The sequence below is a fragment of the Tardiphaga sp. genome (assembly GCF_044340795.1).
Taxonomy (GTDB): domain Bacteria; phylum Pseudomonadota; class Alphaproteobacteria; order Rhizobiales; family Xanthobacteraceae; genus Tardiphaga.
This window is the reverse complement of sequence record NZ_JBIISY010000012.1, coordinates 22085-44647: the sequence shown is the minus strand read 5'-3', so window position 1 is coordinate 44647 and position 22563 is coordinate 22085. Positions and strand designations below refer to the sequence as shown.

The 22563-nt window shown below is 62.1% G+C and carries 18 protein-coding genes; 6 read left to right on the top strand and 12 right to left on the bottom strand.

Annotated features, from left to right (window positions below):
* Positions 1 to 10 precede the first annotated feature (10 nt).
* The 5 genes from ACIQ17_RS03635 to ACIQ17_RS03615 form a co-directional block, all read right to left on the bottom strand.
* The gene (locus ACIQ17_RS03635) at positions 11 to 757 is read right to left on the bottom strand and encodes a hypothetical protein (RefSeq protein WP_398465479.1); all 747 of its coding nucleotides are present in this window, start codon (positions 755 to 757) and stop codon (positions 11 to 13) included.
* Positions 744 to 2714, bottom strand: coding sequence for a hypothetical protein (locus tag ACIQ17_RS03630; protein ID WP_398465477.1), 1971 nt, complete (start codon positions 2712 to 2714; stop codon positions 744 to 746). The genes ACIQ17_RS03635 and ACIQ17_RS03630 overlap by 14 nt, the downstream gene beginning before the upstream one ends.
* Positions 2711 to 3850 (bottom strand): glycosyltransferase family 4 protein, encoded by a 1140-nt coding sequence (locus tag ACIQ17_RS03625; RefSeq protein WP_398465475.1) that lies wholly within the window; start codon positions 3848 to 3850, stop codon positions 2711 to 2713. The genes ACIQ17_RS03630 and ACIQ17_RS03625 overlap by 4 nt, the downstream gene beginning before the upstream one ends.
* 87 nt (positions 3851 to 3937) lie before the next feature.
* Entirely contained in the window at positions 3938 to 4738 is an 801-nt protein-coding gene (locus ACIQ17_RS03620; RefSeq protein ID WP_398465473.1) for a glycosyltransferase family 2 protein, read from the bottom strand.
* Positions 4735 to 6000, bottom strand: a complete 1266-nt coding sequence (locus ACIQ17_RS03615) for an NAD(P)-binding domain-containing protein (protein ID WP_398465471.1) — start codon at positions 5998 to 6000, stop codon at positions 4735 to 4737. Before ACIQ17_RS03615 ends, ACIQ17_RS03620 begins: the two co-directional genes overlap by 4 nt.
* A 388-nt stretch (positions 6001 to 6388) precedes the next feature.
* Here ACIQ17_RS03615 and ACIQ17_RS03610 point away from each other — a divergent pair, with 388 nt between their 5' ends.
* A complete protein-coding gene (locus tag ACIQ17_RS03610; protein ID WP_398465469.1) occupies positions 6389 to 7603 on the top strand; it encodes a GNAT family N-acetyltransferase in 1215 nt (404 codons plus the stop codon).
* A gap of 8 nt (positions 7604 to 7611) precedes the next feature.
* Here the strand turns inward: ACIQ17_RS03610 and ACIQ17_RS03605 are convergent, their stop codons facing one another.
* Positions 7612 to 9036, bottom strand: a complete 1425-nt coding sequence (locus ACIQ17_RS03605) for a hypothetical protein (RefSeq protein ID WP_398465467.1) — start codon at positions 9034 to 9036, stop codon at positions 7612 to 7614.
* Positions 9037 to 9633: 597 nt separating this feature from the next.
* Between ACIQ17_RS03605 and ACIQ17_RS03600 the strand changes: the two genes are divergently transcribed.
* From ACIQ17_RS03600 to ACIQ17_RS03585, 4 genes are all read left to right on the top strand, one after another.
* Complete coding sequence (locus ACIQ17_RS03600) at positions 9634 to 10641, top strand: glycosyltransferase family 2 protein (protein WP_398465465.1); 1008 nt, start codon at positions 9634 to 9636, stop codon at positions 10639 to 10641.
* A gap of 12 nt (positions 10642 to 10653) precedes the next feature.
* Positions 10654 to 11661: a UDP-glucose 4-epimerase GalE gene (galE, locus tag ACIQ17_RS03595; protein ID WP_398465463.1), complete on the top strand. Its 1008-nt coding sequence runs from the start codon at positions 10654 to 10656 to the stop codon at positions 11659 to 11661.
* 586 nt (positions 11662 to 12247) lie between these two features.
* Positions 12248 to 12922: a LuxR C-terminal-related transcriptional regulator gene (locus tag ACIQ17_RS03590; RefSeq protein WP_398465461.1), complete on the top strand. Its 675-nt coding sequence runs from the start codon at positions 12248 to 12250 to the stop codon at positions 12920 to 12922.
* 299 nt (positions 12923 to 13221) lie between these two features.
* Entirely contained in the window at positions 13222 to 13971 is a 750-nt protein-coding gene (locus ACIQ17_RS03585) for a LuxR C-terminal-related transcriptional regulator (RefSeq protein WP_398465459.1), read from the top strand.
* A 97-nt stretch (positions 13972 to 14068) separates the two neighbouring features.
* On the opposite strand, the gene ACIQ17_RS03580 is transcribed toward ACIQ17_RS03585, so the two are convergent.
* Genes ACIQ17_RS03580 through ACIQ17_RS03555 form a run of 6 tightly spaced genes read right to left on the bottom strand, consistent with a single transcriptional unit; the run spans position 14069 to position 19597 of the window.
* The gene (locus ACIQ17_RS03580; RefSeq protein WP_398465457.1) at positions 14069 to 15085 is read right to left on the bottom strand and encodes an alpha/beta hydrolase; all 1017 of its coding nucleotides are present in this window, start codon (positions 15083 to 15085) and stop codon (positions 14069 to 14071) included.
* Positions 15082 to 15699, bottom strand: a complete 618-nt coding sequence (locus ACIQ17_RS03575; protein WP_398465455.1) for an NADPH-dependent FMN reductase — start codon at positions 15697 to 15699, stop codon at positions 15082 to 15084. Before ACIQ17_RS03575 ends, ACIQ17_RS03580 begins: the two co-directional genes overlap by 4 nt.
* Positions 15700 to 15745: 46 nt before the next feature.
* Complete coding sequence (locus tag ACIQ17_RS03570) at positions 15746 to 16189, bottom strand: cupin domain-containing protein (RefSeq protein ID WP_398465453.1); 444 nt, start codon at positions 16187 to 16189, stop codon at positions 15746 to 15748.
* A 27-nt stretch (positions 16190 to 16216) separates the two neighbouring features.
* The gene (locus ACIQ17_RS03565; RefSeq protein WP_398465451.1) at positions 16217 to 17401 is read right to left on the bottom strand and encodes an LLM class flavin-dependent oxidoreductase; all 1185 of its coding nucleotides are present in this window, start codon (positions 17399 to 17401) and stop codon (positions 16217 to 16219) included.
* Between the two features lie 49 nt (positions 17402 to 17450).
* Positions 17451 to 18743 (bottom strand): MFS transporter, encoded by a 1293-nt coding sequence (locus ACIQ17_RS03560; RefSeq protein ID WP_398465449.1) that lies wholly within the window; start codon positions 18741 to 18743, stop codon positions 17451 to 17453.
* Between the two features lie 2 nt (positions 18744 to 18745).
* The gene (locus tag ACIQ17_RS03555; RefSeq protein WP_398465447.1) at positions 18746 to 19597 is read right to left on the bottom strand and encodes an alpha/beta fold hydrolase; all 852 of its coding nucleotides are present in this window, start codon (positions 19595 to 19597) and stop codon (positions 18746 to 18748) included.
* 211 nt (positions 19598 to 19808) lie between these two features.
* On the opposite strand from ACIQ17_RS03555, the gene ACIQ17_RS03550 reads away from it, so the two are divergent.
* On the top strand, positions 19809 to 22511 hold the full coding sequence (locus tag ACIQ17_RS03550; RefSeq protein ID WP_398465445.1) for a LuxR C-terminal-related transcriptional regulator: 2703 nt from the start codon (positions 19809 to 19811) through the stop codon (positions 22509 to 22511).
* The last annotated feature ends 52 nt before the right edge of the window (positions 22512 to 22563 follow it).

The following is a 22563-nucleotide window of genomic DNA, read 5'->3' as shown; positions in this document are numbered from 1 at the left end:
TCCGTTGTCTTCAGCGCCCGGTGAGCAAAGCCGAAGCGCTGCGATACAGCCTGTTGTCGTGCGGCCGGTAAAGTCTCGCGATTGCTCGTCGCGGCAGCGCCGCGGGAGCGACCGGCAGCTCTCGCTTCCAGGTCTCTCCCGGTGTCACCTTGACCGATCCAAATGTCGCGAGTGGGCGGCCGTCCAGAATGACGTCGAGGTCGAAACGCTCTTCCTTCTCCTCGCCGCTGCGCACGCCGACCCTCAACTCACTACCGTCATCGGCAGGCAGCAACCAGAACTCGGTGTATTTGAACTCTCGTTGCGCGGTTTCGTCTCGGATCGCCAAGGCGTAGGCCCCGGTAGCAACCAGCACCGAAAGGACCATCGCGCCGACATGCCACCATCGGACGTGCGGCAACGCGGATGACGTCCGTGTGAGTCCGCCATGACGAACCGCGGTCAACGACGACCCGACCACGACGAGCCAGAACCAGATCGCCCAGCCGGACGGAGAGAGCATGCCCGCCACGTTGAGCGCCATGCCGCCGGCGATCCCGACCACGAGGCTGGCACCGACCGCATAGGCGAGATGCTCGGCCGTCGATGCTGTGCCGATCTCAAGCGCCCGCAACACCGTGTGGCCGCAGATCAGGATCGCGAGCGGAAAGCACAGAACCGTGCGCAGGATCGCATTGTCCGTGGTGGCGACCACGAACACGGCGAGGCTCGACCACAGACAGGCGATCAGAAGGTCTCGGTTGTTAAGGGCGAACATGCATTCCCCTCATGTCGTAGATCTTGATAAAACCGTTGTCATAGACGCGCCCGACGCCTTCGATGTCCTCGAACTTGCGCAGCGCGGCAGGCTGGATCGGCTTGCCGGTCCTGGATTCCCATGGCTCGAAATAGAAGCCGAGCACAGGCGGCGCGGTTGTCAGGCGCATGTCGACCAAGAGAAAGTCCACGGGACTGTTCGCCAGCGCCCAGAAATCGTCGCCCGACAATGTCTCGCTCTTGAACACGCGGGCTGAGTTCACCCCTTCGGTGATATTGAGTCTCACGTCCTGGCGCCCGTAACCGGCAAGCAACAGGCTGTTGACCCGATCGGCGGCGAACCGGTTTCCGGCGCCCATCCATTCCTTGGTCCAGCGCGCGGTTTCGACAGCCATCGCCTCGACCGACTGCGCATCCGCGGCCACTCGGTAGGCCCCCCGTACCGGATCGAGCGAGGCGCTGGTAACGCCGCCAAGCACGATTACGCCGAGCGCGAGCGGCGGCGCGACGAGACGCCATCCGCGCGGCGCACGGCCCTGCCAGAAATGGACGATACCGATCGCAACCACCAGTCCAACGCCGAAGAATGCAAGCGTCCCCATCCGGTTTCCGACTTCCCAGCCGCCGATGCTGAGCCGGAACGCGACCGAAAGCGGAAAGCCGAAAGCCAGCAAGGAGAGAAAGACGATGCGGCTGTCGTTCCAGCGCCGTCCGAGAACATCGCGGATCGACGACCAGCCGGACTGGCCGGGGCCGGCTGTCGAGAGCGCCAGCGATCGGAAAAAACCCGTGGCCAATCCGAGCGCTGTCAACAGCACTCCAAGCAAGGTCGTCACACGCATGAGGAACGGTTGCGAGGGTGCCGCCACGGCGGCGACTGCGTCTGGCAGCTGCGCCGGTGTGCCGTGCAGTTTGGCGAGAAGTATCCTGATCCCGCTCTCGACCACTGGCCCAAGATAGGCCGTGAGATGTGTGCCATGCAGCTCGATCCACAATAGCGGCAGCAGCACCGCGATGACGGCACCAACGACCATCTTGGTTTCGCGCGGAGGCCCGCCCCGTCGCAGCAATTCGAGCATCGTCACCGCGCCGAGATAGATCGCCGCATAGACCGCCGAGAGGTGATGCGTAGCCGCGATGCCCCCCAGAAGCACGCCGATCAGCACCAGCGCCCTGCTCCTCTGCCATGTGGGCAGGTTCCGCGATCCCGCCTCGATCGCGAAGACGAGCGTGCAGAGTACGATGCCAAGGCTCTCGTAGGAGAACATTGCTTCGAAGAGAAAAAAGGTCGAACAGCCCATATAAGCGAGGCAGCCGAGCGCCGCGATCCGCGCCGAGCCGGTGATCTTCTCGTAGAGCAGGAACAGAGCAACGATAAAGGTGACTTTCAGCACCGCGAGGAGCATTGTCGCCGCGACGAACAGCGGCAGCCGACTAAGGTCGGTCAGCGCGGTCGCCAGTATTTCCAGAGCAAGATAGGTCGATCCGACTTCAAGCAGCGGATTGGACAGGAACAGCCGCCGGGCCGTCATCAGATCTTCGGCCGCGATCCAGTGCAGAAGTTCATCATACGGCGTGAAGCTCGTTGGAGAATAGATCGTCCGGCAATAGAACAGCGCAACGACAAGCAGCGAGAGCAACAGCAGCCGTTCGCCGCGGGCGACCTGGGGCCATGCGATGCGGAAGCTGAGCGGCAAGACCGTGAGCGCCATGCCGACCCAGAACAGCAACGACGCCTGCGCTTCTCCGCGTCGTCCTGCTCCCTGCCCCAGCACCACCAACAGCAGAGCCGCAGCGACGGTCAGGGAAAGCAAGGCCACAGCGCCGGGGTTCGCCGACGGCTGGGACGTCTCGGCCATCATTCCGTCGCGCCGCTCCGGGCCGATCACGGCGAGGACCTGCCGGATGCCGTTCCTGACCGGACGCCCGGATGTCCACGCGATGTCGCCCGGCGTCATGGGCGATGTCCCGCACGGACCAGAAGCGGCCTGCCGCTTCCCGAGCCCCGCTTGGCCGCAACGCGGTCGGCCATCACGCCGCGATAGACGTTGATCAGCGCTTCGGCGCAATCCTCCCAGTCCGGCAGCCTCAGCTCGGGAATTGGACGGCGAGTGCGGAGTTCGGTGACGATCGCGGCAGCGGTCTCCGCCGGGGTGGCATTGCAGGGGATCGCGCGGCACAGATCCTTGCTGGCCAGCTCGGCCAGTCCGGAAGTATCGCTGACCAGCACCGGGCGCCGCAGCGCCAGTGCCTCCATCACCGCGACCGGATGCGCCTCGTACTCACTAAACAGGACGAAAAGGCCGGCGCTCGCCAGCAGGTCCGCCATTTGCTGGCGATCGCCGCCGGGAATGGCTGCGATCGTCACGCGCTCCTCGAGATGAAGCCTGCGCACCTGCCCGCGTAATTCGTTCTCGTAAGGACCGGCGCCTGCGATGTGCAGCCGTGCCTGCGGGAGCTGTCGGATCACCTCGGGCATGGCCGCAATCGCCTTGTGGTGCCCCTTGTAGCGCTCCAGCCGGCCGCTCGAGACGATCAGGTTGGGATCGGCCTCAACGCTTGGGCTAGGCACAGGCATCGCCGCCCCGTTCGGAATCACGACGAAGCGATCCCGCGGCACGGCCATCTTGGCGCTGAAGAATTCAGCCTCGAATTCGGAGACACCGATCAGGCGATCGGCCCGCGAGACCAGCGGGCGCAGCATGGCCTGTTGTGTGCCGCGCACGGCGTTGCGCAACCGTGACGAATGTCCGCCGCTGTGAAAGGTCAGCACGAATGGCAGTTCGCCCTGGACGGTGGCGAACAGGCCGATAGGCACCACGAAGGTGCTATAGCCTTGGAAATGGATGAGGTCCCAGGATCCCTCCCGTATGGCCTTGTAAATGCCGGGCGCAAGATAGAGATCGAGATCCTTGGGCCATGCCCGGACCCGGCGCACGCGCATGCCCGAGACATCCTCTTCGACGGGCAGTTCACCGGTGGGGTCGGTGGTGAGGACGTCTACGGCATGGCCGCGCGCCACCAGACGCGGACCGACCTCCTGGATGTGGGTTTCAATGCCGCCCATGAGCGGGTGACAGCGTGCGGCAACCATCAGAATTCGCATCGAGCTTCCACTCCAGATCATCTTGATTCAACTGCCGCCCCACGGCGTGCATGCTGAGCTAGACTCCTTTCGTGGCTACGGCACCCCGTAGCCGACAGGCGAAACCTGGGTAAGAACACGTTCGCGCAGGATGGTCTTGAGAACCCGCCAACCGTCGGGGATCGCACGCAGATTACTAAGCCCGCTGATGCGCGGCGCCTCGAAACTCGCCACCTCCACGATCTTGAGACGGTTCTTCAGGGCCCGCACATTGATCAGGGTCTCGATCTCGAAGCCGTCGCAGTCGCATTTGAGCGTTTCGACGTGCCGCTTCCAGAAGGCCATGTAGCCGTAGCAGAGGTCGGAGAACGTGCCGCCGTAGAGCAACCGCACGGTCATTGTCAGTCCCCAATTGCCGAGCATGCGGAACAGCGACATGTCGTCGGTACCGGCCCCCTGCAGAAAGCGGGAGCCTTTGACCATGTCGGCACCTGCCATCAGCCCACCAACGAACAGGATGGCCTCGTCGGGCTCCATCGAACCGTCGGCGTCGAGCATCACGACGATATCGCCGGTGGCAGCGTCAAATCCGGCTTTCAGTGCAGCTCCCTTGCCGCGGCGTGGCTCCATGACAATCTTGACGTCGGAGCGGAGGGCGCGGGCGACGGCGACCGTGTCGTCGGTCGATCTGCCGTCGATGATCACCACCTCATGCGCCCAGGCTGGGATACGCGGCAGCAGATGCGGCAGGTTCTTCGCCTCGTTGAGCGTCGGGATGATGAAGCTTACGCGTGGCAGCGCCAGCGTGTGCGGCAGACCGTAGTCGCCCGGCGGGAAGTACAAGCTGGCTGATTGGCCTTGGGCCGACTGCAGGGGATGCGGGATAGGAGCGTTCATGGATTCACCGAGCTGTAGAGAGGTTGAACAATGGAAGTTGTCTGTTGGCGGCGCGTCTCACCCGACAGATGCCGGGTCAGGTGAACGGCGGCATGCTGCGCGCCGTACACGAAGCGGCATACCGGACCGAAGCTGTTGGCCGCTGCCGGACCGATGAAATGCAGTCCGGGGACCGAGGTCTCGTAGTGCGACGACAGCTCCGGAGATTTTTCGATCAGGCGCATCTGGCTCAGTATCTTGTGGTCCAGAAAGTCGAGCCGGTTCGCGTCGATGCCGTATCCGGTCGCGAAGATCACGTGGTCACAGCGCAACGTGTGGCTCGCTCCAGCCTGGTCCGTCAGGTCAAGCGCGACCTTGTCGCCCTGCGTCCCGATCTTTCGCAGGCTCCTGCCGAGCCACAACGGCACCTTGCCGATCACCCGCTCTCTCGCGAACGCGCTTCCGACCGGGCCCCAAGCCTTGCCGTTGGCGATCTGCACCCTTTGGTCGTCGGGCAGCAGTCGGATCAGTTGCGGATACCTAGCGCAAGCACCTGCGGTCCAACCTTGGCCGATGCCGCTCGTCGGCGCGATCGTCCGCTCCAGCAGGCTCCTGGTCCGCGGACGGGCGGCAAAATCCAGCTGTGAGGCGCGTGCCACCAACGATACGGAAATTCCGCGGTCGTTGAGCATCGCTGCAAGATCCGTCGCCGAGGAACCGGAGCCGACCACGACCACATCCTGGCCGTCGAGCGCGTCGAGCGGACCATAGTCGCCACTGTGCGAGTGGATCTCGGCAGAAAGCTGCGCAGCTTCCTGCGGCAGCCGGCGGAACGCCTGCAGTCCGATCGCAACAACGACGCGCCGGGCAAAGATCGTCTCCCCGTCGGAGAAGCGGGCATGGAAGCCGGCCGGAGCTGGCTGCAGCGTGGCCAGCAGCTTCCGTTCGACATGCGGCGCGTAGCGCGCGTGGAAAGCTTCAGCGTATTGCAGGAATCGCTCGATCGGCAGCGGCGTGAGCTCGTCATGATAGGGCAGCGCGCGTTCGATGCAGAAATTCTTGATGGTGAAGGCGGACGCGGCGTCGGACAGGTTGGTCGCCCAGGGATAGGATTTGAGCAGCATTCCCGGTAGCATGTTGGCCTTCCACGCTCCCATCGGCTCACCGAAAATCCGGTGTTCGATGCCGCGTGCTCCGAGATGTGCCGCCAGCGACAGCCCGTACGGACCGGCTCCAACGATGGCGACGTCCACGGAGGCGGTCGGTTTGCTGCTCAAAGTCATTTGAAAACTCCAGCCTCTACGCCAACGAACGGGACGCTCTTGCGGTGGCGACGCGAGAGCTTGAAGGAGTGGAGGCGCTGAGCAACTGTGGCTCTCGTCATCCTGTCTGCGGATCATTCGCGGATGGAAGAAGCTTCATCGAAGCCTCATGGCATTGAAAGCACGATGGGTGGGTAGCCCTTCGGGGGTCGTCGCCGTGGCCAAACCAGTCGAAGGCGCACGATGCCGCGGCTCGAAGGAGTAATCACGATGAACCGCGCTACCTGCCGCTGGATAGCTCACTGCGACCTTCACTTAAGGCCCATCGGAGCCGAAGGTCGTCAGGCTGTCGCCCGATCACGAGCAGCGACGCCCTGACTCCGGCCGCAAAAATCCGAGGACTGTCCCGATGACGCAAACGTCGCTGCCCCAGGCTTCCGCCCGTCGCTTGCTGCAAGTGCCGTCGCGATGGATTTCCGCCGGCGGCTCCGACGCCGTGAAGGTGCATATCGAGCCGCTAAGGGACCTCGTTGCGACCCAAGACGCATGGATAACCCTCGAGACACGCGCGAGCCCGTCCTTCTTCCTGTCCTGGCTGTGGATTGGAACGTGGCTGGCTCATCTACCGAAGGACGCAGAACCGCATATTCTGACTGCAAGGACGTGCGACCTCATAGTCGGCATGGCCGTTGTCTGTCGACGCAAGACATGGCGCCTAGGGCTCCGTCCGCGAGCAAAATGGTTACTCCACGAAACCGGCGCTGCCCAATTCGACCGGCTCTGCATCGAATATAACGGCATCCTCGCCGACAGCTCAGCGGCTGAAGCAATCATCAGGGCGTGTCTCGACAGCGCCATCCGCTATCTCGGCAAGTCCGACCAGCTCGTATTGTCGGGTATCACGGCGGATGTGGAAGCCGTCGCACGCAGGGCCGCCGCCGGTGCCGGGCTGCTGGAAGAGGTCAGAGAAGTTCAAACCGCGCATTGGGTTGATTTCGCTGAAATACGGCGTCTCCGTATGGACTACCGCGCCTCGCTTGGTCGCAATACTCGTCAGGCCGTTAGCCGCACGCTGCGGCTCTATGGCGAGCGCGGCCTCGTTGAATATCGGGTTATGGAAACGGTCCCGGAAGCACTCGCCGCCTTTGCCGAGCTTGCCGAACTGCATCGCGCACGCTGGGGCGGCAAGGGCGCATTCGCCAATCCTGCGTTCCGCCCATTCCACGAGGACCTCATCGCACGCGGTGTCCCCACCGGCGCGGTCCGGATTTCGCGCACGACCGTCGCCGGCCGGACCATCGGTGTGCTTTACAATTTTGTGCACGGCGGCGAAGTTCTGCACTACCAGAGCGGCTTTCTTTATGAAGAGGACGCCAAGCTGAAGCCAGGCTTGCTGAGCCACGTCTTGGCCATCGAGGACGGCTTTGCGCGCGGTGAACTCGGCTACGACTTCATGGCGGGATCGGCCGGCCACAAATCGCGCCTCGCCAATACAGAGCGTTCCCTGAAGTGGATTGTGTTCGGCCGCGACACGATCGAGCGCCGCATCGAAACAAGGGGTCGTCATGCAAAGCGTGTGCTCGCTAAATTCATGAAACCGGCGAGCGACGCCAGATCGGTTTAGACGGGAATCTAGACCGGCGCGGTCAGTTCGATATGGGACTCTTCCTGCAAGACGGCGCCGGCCGGCCGACCAACCGCCCGGTCTGCCGGTAGCGAAACATAGGAGACCGCTACTTCTTCAGAATCGACTGTCCTACCGAAAAGATCGACCACCTCGATGCCGTCGCAGCGGTTGTAGGTATGGCAGCCATACGACCCGGCACGAATGCGGCCGACGGCCGTTTGAGCGAACTGGACGTCGTCCAGATTGTCGATCCTGCAGAACGTGACAGCGCGGCCGTAGCCGCGAGCGCAATCCTGGACCGGACGCAGTATCTGTCCATCTCGGCGAATGAAGTTGCCAGCCGGACGGCTCATGGCCGCGTCAAATAGCACCGGCCCAGCGCCGTGCGGCGTCCAATTGCCGGTCAGGCCGTCGGCACGGTAGATGCTCAGAATGTCCCACGAGGAGGACTGCCAAAATCGCTGGGCCGCAAAGAACCAGACGCCAGAGCCGTCCGGCAAAGGAGTGACGTCGTAGTGTTCGACGCCGGTGGCCAAGTCGGCCTCCCGCTTCCAGCGGTACGGAAACTCCTCCGCGCGGTAGAGCGTGACTTTCCCTGACGCGCCCGCTTCCGGGATCATCCAGATTTGCCCGGCTTGCTCGAACACCATCGGATACGACAGATGGTGCGGCTCCTCGATGACGATTTTTGGAGGCCCAGCTGCACCGCGTTCGTCCATGGGCAACACGGCGATGCAGCCTTTATTCTGGGAGTACAGGTACTGTTCGACAAAGATGAAGCGGCGTCCCCGGTGCTGGAAAGGAAACGGGTCGGCGAGATAGCTGTCGACTCCGCCGCTGAGAACACGAAACTTTGCCTCTCCGCGATCGAGTAGACTGGCTCTGCCGTCGACGCGCCAACCAATGCTCCATGCCCTCCTCCCCTTCGCCAGGATCCCGAGCAGCCGCAGAGCTTTGACCGCAACCATCGTGCTCGCCCAAGCCAACGAGGCTGCGGTCCCGAACCGGGCATAGGCTGCAGTCGGCGCCGCGGCGGCGGCGTTCAAGCCGCACTCCTCGCGCATCGCCTTGAGGATCAGCGCAACAGTGCAGGACAGAGCGCCGTCGAGCGTGATGGCAAACACCTCGTGGTCCTGGCTCGCAGGCCGAGCAGTCCACGGCCGATCCGGACGCGCGGTGTCGTGGAGTTCGATGAGTATATCCCGCTCCTCCGTCAGCGCCGCCATGACGCCGATCTCGCCGGGAATGCCGTTGAAAAGCGGAGTCAGAACTCGCCGTCCCGCCGGGAGCGCCCCGTCGCCACCGAGATCAATCACCAAGTCCGGCACGTCGCCTCGTTGCGGCGTGAGCGAGAGCATGGCGAGCTGCGCCGAATCCGTGGCACCGCCTCGTTCCCGACAGTAGATCATTCTTTCAAGGTCGAGCAGCAAGCACACTCCGCGCGGGAGTGGATGGGACTGCGCAGCGAATGTCCGCGATATCTCCTGGCCCGGCACAGCGGCAACCGCCTCCGCTAGCCATACGTGCCAACGAAACAATCTCGATCGATCCAAATGAAAGCAGATTTGCATTTTGGATGTACCGTTCGGCTGGAAACATTCTGTAACACAAACGCGCGCGCAGCTAACAATCTAAAGAGGACCCTCAGCCCGTCGAAAGCTCGTAGGGAGTAATCCATTCTGCGGTGGCTGATCGCATCTTCATTTCGCTTACTGACATTCGGTGAACTGCCATGAGAGGTGCTGGAGCGGCGGTCCAGCCGAGATTGCCTTTTCTGCTGGTCATTCCCCACTTTGTTCGCCGAAGTGCGAGGCACCGGGAGGAGGACTGCCGGAGTACCCCTTCTAGTCAGCTGGCCGGGCGCGTCCTGCTGTAGTCAGCTTTGATCCAGAAATCGGCACCTGTCGGCGTGAAGCACCGACAGGTGCCGAGCGCATCTTCAGGCCCGGGTATCGCCTTAACGCTCAACGGCAGGCGTTCGACATCGCGGCGCACCGCCTCGGGTCAATTGGCCAGGAACTAATCCAATGATCGACGCCTCCATCGTGATTTGCGCACATACTATCGACCGCTGGGATGATCTGAATCTGGCCGTCGCCTCAGTGCGCAGTCAGATGCCGCCGCCGCGCGAGATCATCGTGGTCATCGACAACAACGAAGACCTGCGAGAGCGCGCGACGCGCGAGATCGTCGGGGCAACGGTGCTCGCCAGCGAGGGACCAGCCGGCCTGTCTGGCGCCCGCATGACCGGTGCAATGCATGCGGAAGGCACCATCGTTGCGTTCCTCGACGACGACGCCACCGCCGAACCCGGCTGGCTTGCTGCGCTGCTGGATGCTTACCGCGACCCGGCCGTACTCGGTGCCGGAGGTCCGGTCGAGCCGCTTTGGCGGGCCCCGCCACCCACCTGGTTTCCCGATGAATTCCTCTGGGTGGTCGGCTGCACCTATTCCGGCATGCACGTCCACGAGGGCCGCATCCGCAATCCTGTCGGCGCTAATATGTCTGTACGGGCCGAAGTGCTGCGCAACGTGGGCGGGTTTACCTCGGACCTCGGACGCCGCAAGCTTGGCTTCTCCGTAAGCGCCAAGGCCCGAATAGGCGGCAAAGCCGAAAGCTGCGAGGAAACCGAATTCTGCATCCGCACCGCAAGGCTTCATCCCGGAGGATACTGGGCCTATCGAAGCGAAGCGCGCGTCCGCCATTGCGTACCGGTCCAACGGACCACCTGGAAGTACTTCGTCCACCGCTGTCTCGTCGAAGGCACTGCTAAAGCAGTGCTAACGACACTGACCGGCCCTCGGGACGGGCTCGGCGCGGAGGGCCGCTATGTCCGCGTGGTGCTGCCCCGCGCCCTGGCTCGAAATCTGTTCTCGGCGATCCGCGGAGATGCCGGCGCTCTTGGGCGGGCGGGCGCCATCTTGGCAGGCTTCGCACTGACCGCCCTCGCCTATGCGGGAACCCGCCTCGGCGGAGTGGCCCACGCCCGGAGCGTAGGTCCCACCCCTCACGCCGAAGCGGAAACCGTTGGATAGGATGAGAAACCAATGATCTTGTTGACCGGAGGCGCTGGCTATATCGGATCTCACGTCGCCGTCGCCCTACTCGATGCCGGGCTCGACGTGGTCGTGCTCGACAATCTATCCAACAGTAGTCCGGCTTCACTCCGAAGGGTACAATCGATTTGCGGCAGGCCGGTAGCATTCCGGCAGGTCGACATCCGCGACGAGGAGGCCGTCTACGACGCCTTGAAAACCTACGGTGTCACCGCGGTCATCCACCTTGCCGGGCTCAAGGCGGTCGGTGAATCCAACCAGCAGCCGCTCAACTATTACGACAATAATGTGCTCGGATCGATGCGGCTGCTGTCGGCCATGCAACGGGCTGCCGTCAAAACCATCGTTTTCAGCTCCTCAGCGACTGTTTACGGCGCCCCCTCTTATCTCCCGCTCAACGAAGAACACGCCCTGGCCCCGACCAACCCGTACGGACGTACCAAGCTCTTCATCGAAGAGATGCTTAGAGACCTGCACGCGGCCGACGGAGACTGGCGGATCGGCGTTCTACGCTATTTCAATCCAGTCGGGGCACATGAGAGCGGCTACATTGGCGAGAATCCGCTTGGGATCCCGAACAACCTGCTACCGTTCATTGCTCAGGTGGCGGTCGGCAGGCGCGAAAAGCTGACCGTATGGGGCTGCGACTATCCCACGCCGGACGGCACCGGCGTGCGCGACTTTGTCCACGTTTGCGACCTTGCGGCTGGCCATCTGCGTATCCTCAAGCATTTGAAGGCGCCTGGGCTTCTCACCGTCAACCTCGGGACTGGCGAGGGCAGCAGCGTACTGCAGGTGATTCAAACCTTTGAGGCGGTCAGCGGTCGAGCCGTTCCTTACGAGATGGGCGAACGCCGCAATGGTGACGTGGCCGTTTGCTATGCCGACCCGATCTTGGCCAAGAATGTGATGGGCTGGAAATCGACCCGCTCGTTAATGCAGATGTGCGCCGACCACTGGCGTTGGCAATCCAGAAATCCCACCGGCTACAGCGCCTGACCTTGGACCTTGCGGCCTGGGCTTGGTCGACGAGCTACGAAGCGTGGAACCCGTGACGCAGAGGTATACTCTGCGATCAACCGCGGATTCGTCAGCGCGCGCGCCCGGGATTATTCGCGAGGAGGCAGGGCGCACTTGCAAGAGAACGGTCTGACGTCCTTTTTCCGATCTGACTGGAACTACGGCCCGCCATCCTCACCGCGGGACGATGAATTTCAGTTCGATGCTGCAACGCCATCGCTTGGGAATCCTTACGCATAGGTCGGATTGCGCAACGCAAGAACGAGCGCCGATAGCGACGGGAACCATCTCGGCATGCTCCGTCGTAAGGCCGATATCGGATAGCAAATCTGCTAACTCAGGCCTGTACGCCCCTCACATTTTATTGAGTTGGAGACACGTGCGCAGTACGATTTACACCATGCGAGGTCGAACCATTTTATCGATCTCAGGACTTATGTATTGCAGTCACCGCATTCATTTTACCGCTTGATCTTTGAGCTCGTATATTGCGACCGAGATGAAGGCGACGTCGCCCGCGACTGATGCAATTGCGATTGGGGAACGTCAGGCCGAGGATTGCGCAATGAGGTACGCCAAGATCGCGATTGCTGATCGCTACCCGGTAATTCTCGAAGGATTGGGTAGGCTGCTGGGAGGGCAACGCGACTTCAAGATAGTTGCATCTTGTAGTGATGGCGCGAGTTGCATTGACTCACTTCGCGAGTTTGCGCCGGACATCCTGATATTCGATGTCTTGATGCCGGGTGTCACCGCACTCGAACTTCTTTCAATTATAAACTCTGAAAAACTATCGACGCGGCTTGTGCTGTTCGTCTCATCCGATGAGTCCGACGCATACATGATTTCCGGAACGACGGGACACTACATCGTCGTTTCAAAACACCTTTCACCGGAGACGCTCCTGCAGACGCTACGGCAAGTGGCGAATACTCAACGTACCATCCCGCGGCAGTCCTCCGACGAAGGCATCCGAGCGCAGAACGCAATCACCGGAAATGCGTTGGCAACGCTAACAGAGCGCGAACGCCAGATCGTTCACCTGGTATCTGAAGGACTGTCGAATAAAGAAGTAGGACGACGATTGAGCATCACCGACGGAACCATCAAGGTTCACCTACATCGCATCTTTCAAAAACTCGAAATCAACAATCGTACCGTGCTCGCGGCCCTTGCCATCTCCAGACAACGCATCGGAGACGTCGCCAAGACAGCGTCTTCCCCTACGTCGCCGGAATGAGTTCCAAACGGTACAGCAACGAAACGCTCGCACGACGCCATTGATTGTATTCAGAGCGTCACGTTCAGTATCCAGCCTTATCACGCCTCCCCTAATGTGGAGTGTCATCCAACGTACATTTCGAGGATGCATATACCCAACGATATATATGGATATATAAAATCTGCGTTTAGATTTAGCGGGCCTGTTCAAAAGAGAACGCGACCAAACTGCGGACGAAGGAGGCAATACCGTTGCGCGACTCCTGTTCTTAAGGCCCGCTCAGCGCGTTTCCGTTGCGTAGATATTGGAGATTTGCAATGTCGAGGCCATTATCATTTGCCACAATTGTCATTGGGAAAAGCGGTTTAATTCGAGAAGGGATCTCCAGGATCCTTGCCGCGGCACACTCACGAACGCTGGCATCTATTTCCTCGATCGAAGAGGTGCGGTTGCGCAGACCAGGAAAATCTCCACTTTTGTTTCTCCTTGTCCATACTGATGGCGATCGCGATTTTTCTCTCGAGCAAATCGAATTCTTAAAGAGTTGGGCTCCGGCTTCGCGCATCGCGATCGTGGCCGATCGCTATCGGCCTGGCGAACCTCTGATGGCGTTCCGTGCCGGTGTCAGCGGATATTTTGTTAACGTGACATCGTGCCCAGTTTTCATCAAATCCATTGAGCTCATCATGATGGGCGAGACGATCTTCCCACCTGAGTTCCTATCGCCCGCTCACGAGGCCGAAACAGGCGACTCTCGTCTCATTGCTATTTCTCCGCCTCCAAAAACTGAGCGGACGATTTTCTTTCCGGTGGAAGATGCCATTGCGCCGCATCTATCACCGCGCGAGCGCTCCATTCTGCGCTGTTTGATTGAAGGCGCCTCCAACAAAACGATCGCGCGAAAGATGGACATCGCCGAGGCGACTGTGAAAGTTCACGTCAAGGCGATCTTGAGAAAGATCGGGGTACAGAACCGCACCCAGGCGGCAATTTGGGGCGTAAACAACGACTCTCTCACGGGGATCAATGGCAACTCGCAGCCCAAAACAGCGATCATGACGACCTAACGCGGGCCATCAACGCCGATACGCCATTGCGCCAATAGTTAAGAGCCTTCGCGCGTTGCGCACACTTCGCCAGTTCAGAGGTGTACATCGTGAGACGTTAGACCTCTATGTAGTTCATCAAGAATGCTGCTTGCAGGTCAAGCGCTTCAACGGTTTCCGGCAGATCAGGATATTTGGTCCAATGCACATGCGGCATGGCGTCGAACACGACCAGCCGGGCATCGACACCGGCGTGCAACAGTGAGCGATGAAAGTTACACGTCCCGCTGAGAAAGAAATCGCGCGTGCCCGACATGCACAGCGTCGGCGGGAAGCCGCGTAAATCGGCATAGGTCGGCGACACAACGGAATCGGTCAGCATGGCCGCGGCAAGATATCCGTAAGCCTGATCCAGCACAGCGGTAACGCGTGGGGCAAATCCAATCACTCCGAACAGGGCTTCGGTATCGCCAGTGCGCGCGAAATCAGCCGTTCCCGAGAAGAAGCCAATCGCGGCCGGCATCGGCAAGCCGAGTTGTCGCGCGGCTATGACGGTCTCCGCGGCCAGAACGGCGCCTGCCGAGGAACCATAGATAGCGATGCCTTGCGCGGTGCGGGTTTCGAGCAATGAGCGATAGACCGCGATCGCGTCATCGACGGCAGCCGGATAGGCATGTTCCGGCGCGAGCCGGTAATCGACTGCAAGGACAGGAACGCCTGTTCGCGCAGCGATCGGAACGGCTTCGGCGATCGAGCGGCTGCCGAGCTTGAACGCACCGCCATGAAGATTGATCAGCATCGGACCCGTTGGCCTGGCTGTATGACCGTGTGGCGTGACCAGCCGCCCCGGCACACCGCCGACAACAACGTCTTCGACCGAGACCGCATATATGGCGAGCAACTGCGCCTCGAGGATCGCCTGCGCCTCGTCATAGAATTTGCGCTCGATCTCGATCGGCGCAGTCAACCCATTGGTCGGATCGGGCATGCGGTTGCGCAGCCGGATCATGTCGGCAGCGGCGGCGCTGATGCTGGTGGGGAGCGGCACATGCAGATCGACGATATGCGTGGTGCCGTCGGGCAGAAAGGTGACGCTTGGCCCCCTGGACGGATGTGGCGCGCCCTGCCCTGTCATCGCAGTCCTGCTGCGGCCACGCCGTCCACACGCTGCGCACTCATCGCCTGCGCGAAGCTGACGACCTGTCGCGCCATGACTTCGAGATTGCGCGCGACATCGGGATCAAGACAGCTGTCGCCGTCAAAAATCTTGTTGGCCGTGTTGATGCTCACGCCGAGCGGCGTGTTCCAGCCGCGCAAGGCGTGCACCACCGAACGCAGGGCCGCAAGCGTAGCCCCTGCCGCCTGCCAGCCGCCGGCGCAGGCAATGCTTCCGACCGCGCGCTCGTCGAAATAGACGCGGGTGTCGCGGTTCATGTCCTCGGTATAGTCGAGCGCGTTCTTGATGAGGCCCGAGATCCCACCGTGATAGGCCGGTGCCGCGATGATAATGCCATCTGCCGCGCGAAAAGCCGACACCAATGACGTGGCACGCTCGTCGCGCGCCGGATCGGCGGGATTGTAGAGCGGACACGACAGCGACGGGCCATCGAACATCTGCACCCGCGCGCCCGCCTTTTCCGCGATCCGCAGCGCATAGCGCACCGCCAGTTCGGACGACGAATGAGGGCGATGCGTGCCCCCGATCCCGACGATCAGGGGCGTCCGTGGTTTGTTGAAGAGAGCGTTCATCATGTCTTTCCGCCAGAGCGTTTTCGGGAGGCGCGTACGTCAGGTCTCAAGCGCCGGGAGGCGGCAGGAAATCGACTTCGTGCAATGCGGCGAGCCGCACCACCTCGGCCGGATCCGGCACGTTGTGGATCGCCTTGAACAGGTCGAACAGTTTTCGCGTGGGCGATACCCAGAATAGGCACTTCACGGTCTGGCCGGATTTGTTGAAGATGCCGTGCGGAATGCCCATCGGCAGCCGGGCGAGATCTCCGGGCTTCGCTTGCGCATCGGTCCCGTCGAGCCAGAAGTCGAGCGTGCCCTCCAGCATATAGATGAACTCGTCCTGTGTCGGATGGATGTGCGGCGGCACGAACGTGTCCGGCGGGAAAGTGGCGTGCCAGGAGAGCGAGTTTTCCGAGAGCTGCTTTGGCACATAGGTCTGGCCGAGAATATTCCAGGTGATGTCCTGGACGCTCGACGTGGCGCTGGTGACGCCGGGGGTCATGATCATGGCTGCGATCCTCTGCTGTGAGCGATATTATTCCGCGGCGACGGAGAGTTCGGCGTCGGCCAGCCGGCGCCGTTCCTTGAGCATCGGGATCACCTCATTGGCGAGACCGGTTATGGTGCGCACGACCTTCCAGTGCGGCATGTTTCCGCGGTGGATCTGGAAGATGATGCGGCTGGTCTGGGCCTCTTCAGCCCATTGCTCGATTTTATCCGCCACTGTCTTCGCGGTGCCCGCGACAACGCGGAACTGCTGACGGATCTGGGTCCAGTCGAAGGCGCCGCCATGGCTGGACGGCAGCATGCGGCCGTTGCGCTTCTGGAATTCCTCCATCGACAGATAGCCGGGTGCATCGATGAAGCGACCCGCGCGGGTCAATGTCGTGAAGAAATAGCGCACATGCGGCTCCATCTCCGCCAGCGCGCTCTCGTCGTCGTCGCCGATATAGCACATGCAGACGATCGGTACCTGTGCGGGACGGATCGTGTGGCCGTAATGCGCGGCGCGCTCCTTCAACGTCTTCTGCGCCGCGAGCTGCGCGGTGATCGGGCTGAAGGTGGACGAATAGCCAAAGCCCATTTCGGCAGCGAGTTCGATGGTGCCGGGGCTGCCCGATCCCACCAGATAGACCGGCGGATGCGGCTGCTGATACGGCCGCGGCCACATATTGAGATAGCGGTAATTGTAGAACCGTCCGGAATGGCTGATCGGGCCTTCCTGGGTCCACATCTTCATGATCACTTCCAGCGCCTCTCGCTGGCGCTCGCGTGCGGTGACCGGATTGACGTTACTGGACCAGTATTCCATCGGCGTGCCCAGCGGGAATGCGAATTCCAGGCGGCCGCCCGACATCACGTCGAGCATGGCATAGGATTCCGCCAGCCGATGCGGATGGTCGAGGCCGGCCGGCGTGCCCATCACACAGATCTTGCCCTTGGTCTGCGGGATCAGCGCGCCTGCAAGAATGCTCGGCACCGGCATCAGGCTGTAGGGCGTATTGTGATGCTCGTTGATGCAGACGCCGTCGAAGCCGAGCTTGTCGGCGAGCACCAGCTCCGACAGGTAGCGCTCGTAATATTCGTGACCCTTCTTGGGATCAAAATACTTGTTGGGGAAATCGACCCACAGCGATTCATAGTCGTCGATGTTCTCCGGCAGATCATAGTACGGCATGAAATGCCAGGCCATGAATTCGGTATCAGGTAGGATCGGCATGGTGACCTCGTGAGATTGGTCGGTGTTGCTGTCAGGATTTGAACGTTGATCAGGCCTGTGCGGGCGCAGGCTCCGCAGATGGCTCCGTCGTGGTGGTCCTCGCGAAGGATGCTGTCGTGGCTTCCGGATTGATCAGCAGCCAGGCGACCAGCGCGACGCCGAATTGCAGCGCGCCGAGGATCATGAAGCCAGTGGCATAGCCCTGCGCCTGGGTGGCGCCGCGCTCGACCAGAATGCCCATGAAATACGGCGCGAAGGATCCGGCGGCGGTGTTGGCCACCGTCGAGAACACCGCGAGCATGCCGCCGCGCTGGCTCACCGGCGTCACCTCGGCAATAATGGCCGGGCTCAGCGTCCAGACCAGCGTCGGCAGGCCGAAGCCGATGGACAGCAGCAGCAATTGCAGCGCGCCGGGCTGAAGCTGGGTCATCGCGATGGTCGATAGACCGCCAAGGCCAAGCGCACCGGTGAGCATCCAGCCGCGCGACAATCGGCTCGACACGCCGTTCTTCATCAGTCGCTGCGACAGAAAGCTGCCGATCAGCACCAGCACGATGCTGGTCAGCCACGGCAGCGTGGTCAGCCAGCCTGCCTGAGTGGTCGAATAGCCCAGACCTTTCAGCAGATAAGGCGGCAGCCAGGCCAGGAAAATGGTGATGCCGCAAGCGACCGAAAAGCCGGCAATGGTGTTGCCGAGGAAAGTGCGGTCGAGCAGCAGTTTCAGATAAGGCACGCGCTTGATCTCGGCCACGCGGGGCGTCGCTGTCTGCACCTTGCCTTCGCTGCCGGTGACGATCCAGACCACCACCCAGAGCATGGTCAGCGCCGCGAGCACGGCGAAGCCGGTCCGCCAGCCATAGCCGGCAATGAGATAGGCAACCACCGGACTTGCGAAGATGATGCCGAAGGCTGCGCCTTCGGAGACGATGCTGGTCGGCATCGCCCGGTCCTTGTCCTCGAACCATTTGAAGCACGCATGCAAGGCCACTGCGAAGGCGGGACCTTCGCCGACGCCCAGCAATGCACGGGCAATGACGACTTCGGTATGGGTCGTGGCCCACAGCATCGGGAGCTGGGACACCGCCCAGATCACGGCGAGCACCGTCAGCACCCATTTGGCGGGATAACGGTTGAGCGCAAAACCGCCCGCGATGCCAGCCACGGGATAGAGCCAATACATGGCGCCGGCCGCGAGACCGAACTCGCTCGGCGACATGTTGAGGTCGCGCATGATCGGCACGGCGGCAAAGCCGAGAACCGCACGATCAGCAAAAGCCAACACCATGAACAGCGTCAGCATGAACACGATATACCAGGATTTCCACGGGCTCGTCGGCTGCATGATCAGGACGCCTTCTTGGTGATGCGCGCGGCCGGAGTGGCCGCGCCCGATGTCTCCTTCAGAAAATTCGCAATGATCCCGGCGGCAGCCGTCGGCCGTTCGTCGAGAGGAAGATGTCCAACGTCCTTCATCACTTCGAGACGTGCATTGGGTAGCAGCTTGAGCCAGGTATCGGCCTGCGCGAGCGGCTTGATGCGATCGCCCTCACCCCACAGCAGCAGCGTGCTGGCGGAAATGCGGTGCAGCCACTGATCGAGCCTGGGATTGCCGGGGCGTTCCCACACCAGCCGTGCCGAGGAGATGGTCTCGCGATAGCGCAGCGTCATGAATTCGAGGTCGTGGCCTTCCGGCATGAACGGCGCGAGCACGGCGGGATCGGCGACCAGATAGGCCGGCACGTCCTTCGGAGCCACGGTGAACAGGTCGGTGGATGGCACGTCCTTGATCACGAGCCCGCCCGGCGAGATCAGCACCAGCCGCGCGATGCGCGCCGGCTGCACGATCGCGATCTCCGAAGCGATCCAGCCGCCGAGGGAGGATCCGACCAGGTTGATCTGATCGAGGCCGAGCGCGTCGAACAGGTCGAGATAATGCAGCACATGGTCGTTGATCGACTCGATGCGCGCGTCATCGGCGGATTCGCCGAAACCAGGATGGTAGGGAAGAATGACGCGGTGAGTTTTGACCCACTGCTGCGCAAAGCCGAAGCCCGCGAAAGTGCCGGAACCGTGCAGGTAAACCAGCGGCTCGCCGGAGCCTGCACTGTAGACCACGGTCTTGATGCCGTTGATCTCGATCTCCTGCCGCTCGAAGCCGTCGAGCGCCGTTTTCGTTCGATCAAGTACCGATGCCATAGAACCCCTCATCCGCCTCAATGTGAAACCTGATGCGAAGCTTGGGGTGACGGGACCGGAGCGTCACCTATCGAAAGATAGCGAATGACATTTCTGCGACGGCAATGCGCTTGCCGTGCCAGCGGCACATGTCATCATGGGCGACAAGAGCGCGCGACTGTGCCTGCTGGCATCATCCTTGCAAAGCGCCAGATCTCTGCGGGTGGAAGCGATGACCGACTATATCGTTGAGGATATTTGGGAATTCCAATCTCCGTCGCCGGCGCCGCCACTGCGCATGGATGGCTGGCCCGCCAAAGGCGGCGACAGTGTCGATGGATTCGGCACCGACCTGACACTGGATCGCGCATCGCTCAGGTTGAGCGACATTCGCCCCTTGCCATTGACGTTGATCAGCGCCCCCGCGGGCTATGGAAAATCCCGCCTGCTGCAACAATGGGCCCGCGAGCTGACACGCGCAGGACATCGGCCGCTCAAGATTACGGCGGACCGCGATCAAACGCTGATGATCGATGGTGCATCCGGCGAGCGACAATCAGTCCCGTCGCATGACCATCACGCACTCATGGCTCTCATTCGCTGCTGGCTCGATACCCGTGGACGCGGCATTGTCCTCATCGACGATGCTCATCTGCTGCCTGAGGCGACGGCTCAGGCGATCTGCGCGTTCTTTCTGCAAATGGCGCTACGAAGCCATTCGCTCATCCTCGCCACCCGAGCTCCCCTGCCCGTCCCGCTGGCGCGCGCACGCGCGCAACGACTGGTGCGTGATATCGGCACAGGCACGTTGAAGCTGACGTCGGACGAACTGTCCGATCATGCTGAGCGCGCTTACGGCATCACACTTGGTGCGAATGGTGCACAGGAGATCTTGAGCGCTACCGCGGGCTGGCCTGCCGCCGCCGATGCCTGCCTTCAGCGGGCCGGCGAGATCGGCCTTACCGGCGTGTTGCGCGAACTGCGGCGAGGCTCGCGGTTGATGGACGATTTCTTCGCAGAAGAGATTCTGCAGCCGCTGCCTGTGCGCCTCAGGGATTTTCTGATCGACGCGTCAGCCCTCGGCACATTGACCGCCGATGCCTGCAACGCGGCTTTGGGCATCCATGACGGCGGCGACATGATCGAACGGGCGATCCGTGCCAACCTGTTCATCACCCCCGTGGATGGCTGCCGAACGGATTTCCGGCTGCTGCCGTTATTCGCCGATTTTCTCCGCGCGCAACTGCTGCGATCCGGACGCGCACGCCACGATGCCATTGCGCTCGCCGCAGCCGCGTGGTTCGAGCGCCACAACCGGCTGCCCGAAGCCTTCGATTGCGCGGTCCATGCCGAAGCCTGGGACAAGGCGGCTGCGCTGCTCGACGTGTTCGGCATGCGCGGATGCCTGACCGGGCAAGGCGCCCTCGTCACCGCGATGGCGCTGCGCCTGCCAAAGGACGTGCTGCGCCAGCATCCACGCGCGGCCGTATTCGCCGCCCGCGGCGCCTCGACCGGCTGGCGCTTCGGCCTGGTCGAGGATTTCCTGCGCCTCGCCGACGAAACCACATTGCCCGACGGATCGGCCGAAGTGGAAGGTCTCGTTCTGCACAGCAGGATGCTGTCTGCCCAGTACGAAGACAACCAGATCGCCGCCGGGCAGAAGTGCCTCGCTCTGCTGGCCCGCATCGATACGTTCGATCACTATACCCGCGGAACCATCTATGGTTCGTTGCTCTATGCCCGGCGCGAGCAGTTCGATTTCACCGACGGCGCTCACCTGGAATCGGCGGCGATCCGCGAATTCAATCTGAGTGAGCGTCCGCTCGGCATGGTGTGGCACCTCTCGGTAGTGGGCCCGACCTATGCGATGCGCGGCGACCAGGCGAGCGCGGCGCGCCGCCTCGATGAAGCCTCGGCGATCGCAGCCGGGCTCGTCGAAGCGGAATGGATCGCATCGGTGCCGGCCTTGCTGCGGGCCGAGATCTGTTACGAGAGCAACGATCTCGGTACCGCACGAAAGCTGATCGAGCGGCATCACCCTGCTCCGCTGGTCGGCTTCATCGATCAATATGTCGCGGGTTTCGTCGTCGGTGCAAAACTGCTCTGGCTGGCCGGCGACATCGCCGGGGCCCATCGCAGGATCGACGAGGGACTGGCGCTGGCTGAGAGCCGTTCGCTGGAACGCCTGCGCCAGAGCATGATCGGCGAACGGACAAGGCTGCTGCTGGCCAGCGGCGATCCGGAGCGCGCGCTTGAGATCGGCCGTCAGGAAGCATTGCTCGGCTCGGGCGCGGGCATGCATCCGCGCGGTGACAGCACCACCCGCGACGCCATGCGGGCGATGTCATGGGTGAGGCTCGCCATTGCCCGCGGCGAACTCGCGGGCGCGATCGAGCTTGGACAGGTCTGGAAGCGTTTTACTGCGAAAGCCGGCGCGGTGCGCTGCGCGATGCGGTGGGAAATCCTGCTCGCACGCGCCTATTCAGCCCAGGGACAGACCCCGAGGGCCCAGCGTGAATTGCGCAGCGCGCTGGCGCGTGCGGTCGCCGGAAACTTCATCCGCAGCTTCCTGGACGAAGGCGAGCAGGTCGTCCGGCTGCTCAAGGAGCAGCTCAACGCGTCGCAGATTCAGACCGGGACGATCGACGGCTTTGTCGCCTTGCTGCTGCAGGAATCCAGCGCCGATTGCCGCAGCAAGGTCAGCGATACTGCCGCCCATCCGGATCTGAAAGCCGCGGACGGCAATCGGCTGACCAAGATCCAGACCGAAATCCTGCAGATGGCCAGCGCAGGCTTGCAGAACCGCGAGATCGCGCAGCGCGTCGGCATGACTGAAGGCTCGGTCAAATGGTACATGCAGCAGATCTTCAACAAGATCGGCATCCGCAAGCGGGCCGGCTCGCTGGAACGCGCGCGATCGCTCGGACTGATTTGAGACGGTTGAACACGCTCAGTCCGCTTGGCGCCATGAGCGGATGTCAAGCACA

Coding starts and splice junctions, on each gene's coding strand:
- ACIQ17_RS03635 (WP_398465479.1), bottom strand. CDS start 757: ATGTTCGCCCTTAACAACCGAGACCTTCTGATCGCCTGTCTGTGGTCG.
- ACIQ17_RS03630 (WP_398465477.1), bottom strand. CDS start 2,714: ATGACGCCGGGCGACATCGCGTGGACATCCGGGCGTCCGGTCAGGAAC.
- ACIQ17_RS03625 (WP_398465475.1), bottom strand. CDS start 3,850: ATGGTTGCCGCACGCTGTCACCCGCTCATGGGCGGCATTGAAACCCAC.
- ACIQ17_RS03620 (WP_398465473.1), bottom strand. CDS start 4,738: ATGAACGCTCCTATCCCGCATCCCCTGCAGTCGGCCCAAGGCCAATCA.
- ACIQ17_RS03615 (WP_398465471.1), bottom strand. CDS start 6,000: ATGACTTTGAGCAGCAAACCGACCGCCTCCGTGGACGTCGCCATCGTT.
- ACIQ17_RS03610 (WP_398465469.1), top strand. CDS start 6,389: ATGACGCAAACGTCGCTGCCCCAGGCTTCCGCCCGTCGCTTGCTGCAA.
- ACIQ17_RS03600 (WP_398465465.1), top strand. CDS start 9,634: ATGATCGACGCCTCCATCGTGATTTGCGCACATACTATCGACCGCTGG.
- galE (WP_398465463.1), top strand. CDS start 10,654: ATGATCTTGTTGACCGGAGGCGCTGGCTATATCGGATCTCACGTCGCC.
- ACIQ17_RS03590 (WP_398465461.1), top strand. CDS start 12,248: ATGAGGTACGCCAAGATCGCGATTGCTGATCGCTACCCGGTAATTCTC.
- ACIQ17_RS03585 (WP_398465459.1), top strand. CDS start 13,222: ATGTCGAGGCCATTATCATTTGCCACAATTGTCATTGGGAAAAGCGGT.
- ACIQ17_RS03580 (WP_398465457.1), bottom strand. CDS start 15,085: ATGACAGGGCAGGGCGCGCCACATCCGTCCAGGGGGCCAAGCGTCACC.
- ACIQ17_RS03575 (WP_398465455.1), bottom strand. CDS start 15,699: ATGAACGCTCTCTTCAACAAACCACGGACGCCCCTGATCGTCGGGATC.
- ACIQ17_RS03570 (WP_398465453.1), bottom strand. CDS start 16,189: ATGATCATGACCCCCGGCGTCACCAGCGCCACGTCGAGCGTCCAGGAC.
- ACIQ17_RS03565 (WP_398465451.1), bottom strand. CDS start 17,401: ATGCCGATCCTACCTGATACCGAATTCATGGCCTGGCATTTCATGCCG.
- ACIQ17_RS03560 (WP_398465449.1), bottom strand. CDS start 18,743: ATGCAGCCGACGAGCCCGTGGAAATCCTGGTATATCGTGTTCATGCTG.
- ACIQ17_RS03555 (WP_398465447.1), bottom strand. CDS start 19,597: ATGGCATCGGTACTTGATCGAACGAAAACGGCGCTCGACGGCTTCGAG.
- ACIQ17_RS03550 (WP_398465445.1), top strand. CDS start 19,809: ATGACCGACTATATCGTTGAGGATATTTGGGAATTCCAATCTCCGTCG.